The organism is Shewanella sp. 10N.286.52.B9, assembly GCF_002873635.1.
Lineage (GTDB): Bacteria > Pseudomonadota > Gammaproteobacteria > Enterobacterales > Shewanellaceae > Shewanella.
The window spans coordinates 1-4396 of sequence record NZ_MCTY01000098.1; the positions used below are offsets into that span (position 1 = coordinate 1).

At 39.1% G+C, this 4396-nt stretch carries 4 protein-coding genes; all 4 read left to right on the plus strand.

Annotation, left to right across the window (positions count from 1 at the left end; genetic code table 11):
- Positions 1–100: 100 nt before the first annotated feature.
- Positions 101–1657 (plus strand): ammonia-forming cytochrome c nitrite reductase subunit c552, encoded by a 1557-nt coding sequence (locus BCU91_RS06705; protein ID WP_241903461.1) that lies wholly within the window; start codon positions 101–103, stop codon positions 1655–1657.
- Between the two features lie 401 nt (positions 1658–2058).
- Positions 2059–2433, plus strand: a complete 375-nt coding sequence (locus BCU91_RS06710; protein ID WP_102436565.1) for a BlaI/MecI/CopY family transcriptional regulator — start codon at positions 2059–2061, stop codon at positions 2431–2433.
- Positions 2430–3656 (plus strand): M56 family metallopeptidase, encoded by a 1227-nt coding sequence (locus BCU91_RS06715; RefSeq protein WP_241903462.1) that lies wholly within the window; start codon positions 2430–2432, stop codon positions 3654–3656. Before BCU91_RS06710 ends, BCU91_RS06715 begins: the two co-directional genes overlap by 4 nt.
- A 138-nt stretch (positions 3657–3794) precedes the next feature.
- Entirely contained in the window at positions 3795–4064 is a 270-nt protein-coding gene (locus BCU91_RS06720) for a hypothetical protein (RefSeq protein ID WP_102436567.1), read from the plus strand.
- The last annotated feature ends 332 nt before the right edge of the window (positions 4065–4396 follow it).

Below are 4396 nucleotides of genomic sequence, written 5' to 3' on the forward strand. Positions count from 1 at the left end.
TATTTCCTGTGATATTACTTATTAAACTTTAATAAGTAAGTATTAAAGTTATAGCAATTGATGAATGCTAATAAATATAAATAAAGTTCCATTTGGAGTGATGATGAAATTACAAAAGCTAGCGCTAGCGGTGATGGTATCTGCAGTTTTTACAGGTACTGCAGTTGCTAAAGATGTTGATCTATACAAGAGTGAAAACTGGCAGCAAACCTTCCCTGAGCAATATAAAACTTGGGCTGAAACTGAGCAAAGCACACCAGCGTCTGGTGAACTTGACGATCTTTTAGCGGCTAACCCAAACCTAGTTTCAGCTTGGGCTGGCTATGGTTTTGCTAAAGACTATAACCGTGCTCGTGGTCATCACTATGCTTTGACCGATATTATCGAAACATTACGTGTAGGCCACCCTGTTGTTGGTCATGACGGCAAAGTGGTTGGTGAAGCAATGGCTGCTAGTTGTTGGTCATGTAAAACCCCTGATGTTGCTCGCATGTATGACGAAGTAGGTGAAGGTAAATTCTCTGACAATGCTTGGTCAACTTGGGGTCATGAAATGTCTAACACAATCGGCTGTGCTGATTGTCATGAGTTAGGTAAAGAAGAGCTTAGATTGAGCCGTCCGTATGCCGATCGTGCGATGAAAACAATTGGTAAAGATTTCGCTAAGCAAGATTCAATCATGCAAGCTAGCCAAACATGTGCTCAGTGTCATGTTGAATACTATTTTGATGGCACTGATAGCAAAAAAGTGAAATACCCAATGGATTACTGGGTACCAGGCGTTGAAACTGATTACAAAAAGTTTGTTAATTACACAGGTACTGACGGTTTATATGTAGGTTTTGCTGCTGAAGCACAACTTGCGTATTTTGACCAACGCGGCTTTAAAGATTGGACCAACGCAGTATCTGGTGCGCCAATGATTAAAGCGCAGCATCCAGAATTTGAAAACATGTTAGATAGAACAGAACATGCAATGGATGACCATTTAGAGTTTGGTTGTACCACTTGTCATATGCCGAAAGCGACTAACGCTAAAGGCGCTGAATTCTCTAACCATAAAGTGACTTTTGAAGCTGATAAATTGCCAGCAGACTGTCAATCTTGTCATGAAGCCGGTGACTTTAAAGAGATCCTTGATGAGCGTAAAGCTGAGATCACTAAGTTACGTTTCGATGCTAATGGCACCGACCCACGGTTAACTGAAGTACACTTTAAAGCACAAGCTATTTGGGCTGCTAATGGCATTAAAGGCCTAGAAGCTGGTCAAACTATTCCACAAGCAAAAGGCAACTATGAAGCTGCACTTAAAGCGAAAACACCATTAGCCGGTGAAATGAATAGCTTACTGACTAAAGTCAGAAATGCGCAATGGTTCTGGGATAGTGCAACAGCATCTCACGGTATTCATGCGCATAACCCGACTGAAGCAGTACGTTTGCTTGAAAAATCTAATAGCATTTTAGATGCAGCATTGACTGAAGCTAATGCATTACTAGCCAAGTACGCACCTAGCTACAAGTATGATGCGACTAAGTACGACACTAAAGCGAAGGTACAACCTTTAGTGGGTCTTGACTTAGAAGCAATGCAAGCGTCTAAAGAAATATTCTTAGATAAGCGCGTTAAAAAAGAATGGCCAGCAGAGCTTAAGTAAGCTCGCTAGTTGATTGAAATGAAATAGACTTTCCATACTGTTTATTTAAATTCAATCACAGTACAGATAGCCATTAAAACCAATGCCAGTCGATGTAAATCGACTGGCATTTTTGTTTTGATTTACATCACTTTATTGTCGCTTAAGCTGCATTTTCACTTACTGGCATGTTGGCCATAGTCTCCATTCACGAATATAGCTGTTCAAAAAAACTGCAAATAAGGTGTTGCTTAATTAGGATTACGATTGTAATCTTAATTGGAGATTACAACCGTAATCCTAATGTTTGAAGCAAACTTTATTGAAAGAAGCAGTATTTCAAACATCTTTTATCCAACACTGCATTGAAAAAACAGTATTGAAAAAATAGCATCGAAAACAAATAGCATTGGAAGTAAACGATGAAAGACATCAGCAATAGCGAACTATTAGTCCTTAAACAACTTTGGCAACGGGCACCTTTAACATCAACTGAAGTGGTTGATGCTCTGGCATTAAGTCATGACATGCATGAAAAAACCGTTAAAACCTTAATTAACCGCTTAGTAAAAAAGCAGGCGATTAGTTTTGAGAAGCAAGGTCGGGTTTACCATTATTCACCATTGATTGTTGAGCATGACTACACAGCTAAAGAGTCCGAATCATTTGTTGAACGTATGTTCTCTGGCAAGTTAACCCCTTTAGTGGCGGGTTTTGCAAAGAACAATAAGTTATCAGCTGAAGATGTTGCTGAATTAAAGTCATTACTTGATGATTGGCAGCAGGAGCAAAAATGATGCTGAATTGGTTTATGGAACAAACCGTAATATTAACGCTATTTTGTTTACCGATGATGGTGTTTCATCGGGTTATTTTGGCAAAAATCGGTGCCCATTATACTTATGTGTTATGGAGTTCAGTGCCGATACTATTGCTAATTTCAGTAGGTCAGCTGTGGTTTCCTGAGGGCTTTATGCACCTAAAGCTTTCATGGTTGTCATTGCCTGAGCCTGCTGCAGTCATGCAGCATTATCAAGTGCTTGCCACTGATACTATCAAGCTATCTTCTATGCTCATTAGCTCACTGTATCTCGACTACTTATACATCGCGATTATGAGCTTGTTATTATTGAGTATGGTGTACCAACAGACTCAATTTAATCCCATTGTGGCCTCAGCGGTTAAAGTCGCTGAAACCAATAAGGGGGTTGATATATTGGCTCATGAATCCGTTCAGTCTCCAATGCTGGTGGGGTTATTGTCACCTTGTATTCTGGTGCCGTTAAATTTCAAATCATTAGATATTAATCAACAGCAAGCAATCATCGCTCATGAAGCGTTCCATCATCAGCGTAAAGACTTATGGTGCAATGTCATTGGTTGTAGCGTGCTATTGATGTTCTGGTTTAATCCGTTGATGTGGTTTGCTTACAGGCGTTTTAGACATGACCAAGAGTTGTCGTGTGATGCTCAAGTAACATCAGAAATGGATAAAAATAATAAAATTGCCTATAGCCATGCGCTATTGGCCTACTCGCAACATGTTCCTTTGAGCATGTTACACACTCACTATGGAGATAAAACCATCTTAAAAGAAAGGATTATACAGATGAAAAAACAGCACGGAAAAAACACACTCGTCATCATGGGGATCACCCTAGCATTAGGTATCAGTGGATTAATAATAAACCAGCAAGTTCATGCCGGTTCACAAGCTAAGCAAGCGGAGACACATGTTGTCCCTACAATGCGTATAGACCCTATTTATCCTGCTAAAGCGGCAACTGCAGGGCTCAATGGCTATGTGCAACTGGAGTTTGATATTAGTCAATCCGGTAAAGTGTCGAATGTTGCAGTGATTAAGTCATCTCCTACAGGTGTATTTGACCAATCAGCTAAAGATGCCTTATCACAATGGGTTTATAACGAATCAGAAAATGGCGTTAAAAATGCACAAGTGCAGCTTGATTTTGTCATCCATGAGCCTGCTGCAGATGTAGAGCGCATTAAAGTGAACTAATGATAAGTGTCAGCAATACTCGTTTTTTTGAGTATTAACTGAGAGGTTTAGCTTGATCACCTAAACCTGAATTGATCATAAATTAGCATGTGATATATAGGTTGTTGGTTAAGATAAGGCTTATTTATTATCCCCATCATGATGGCTTACACTGATTTACTTAACCCTGATGCCGGTTTAATGGCGTTTACGTTTGCCATAGTGCAAACCGCGACCTTTATTGTCGTGATAGCCATTTCGATAGAAGGTTATCTATTACGACCGCTTAAACCGATTGAGCGAGTGCTGGCAATAGCCGTGGTACCTTGGGTATTGTTTAACCCGTTAAGTACTGGCTTTGTGGGCGTATTAGTGATTTTAGGTCTGATTGGCGTGCAGTGGAAAACACGTGCTGTGGTAGCGGCTTAAATCGAAATAATAGCGAACCAGTTTATTCTAAAATACTGTTATTAAGCAGTATTTTTAGGCTATTTTAATAAATCGGTTTGTTGTGTATCTTGCGTTTAATTTTCATTCCAACCTCAAATCTGCTTAGGCTAGTAACAATTGTCTAATTGAATGATGACTATATTGATAATTCAATTATTAATGATAAAACGTCACTTATTCAACTCAAAAAACAGACTTTTTCAACTCCAAAAAACACACCACAAGACACCTAGGTAAAATAATTGTTAATAATGTGACAATAAAAAGTAACTCAAACCGCTCAGTAAGTCTCTGTTTTTATTATCTATTAA

Coding starts and splice junctions, on each gene's coding strand:
- BCU91_RS06705 (WP_241903461.1), top strand. CDS start 101: ATGATGAAATTACAAAAGCTAGCGCTAGCGGTGATGGTATCTGCAGTT.
- BCU91_RS06710 (WP_102436565.1), top strand. CDS start 2,059: ATGAAAGACATCAGCAATAGCGAACTATTAGTCCTTAAACAACTTTGG.
- BCU91_RS06715 (WP_241903462.1), top strand. CDS start 2,430: ATGATGCTGAATTGGTTTATGGAACAAACCGTAATATTAACGCTATTT.
- BCU91_RS06720 (WP_102436567.1), top strand. CDS start 3,795: ATGATGGCTTACACTGATTTACTTAACCCTGATGCCGGTTTAATGGCG.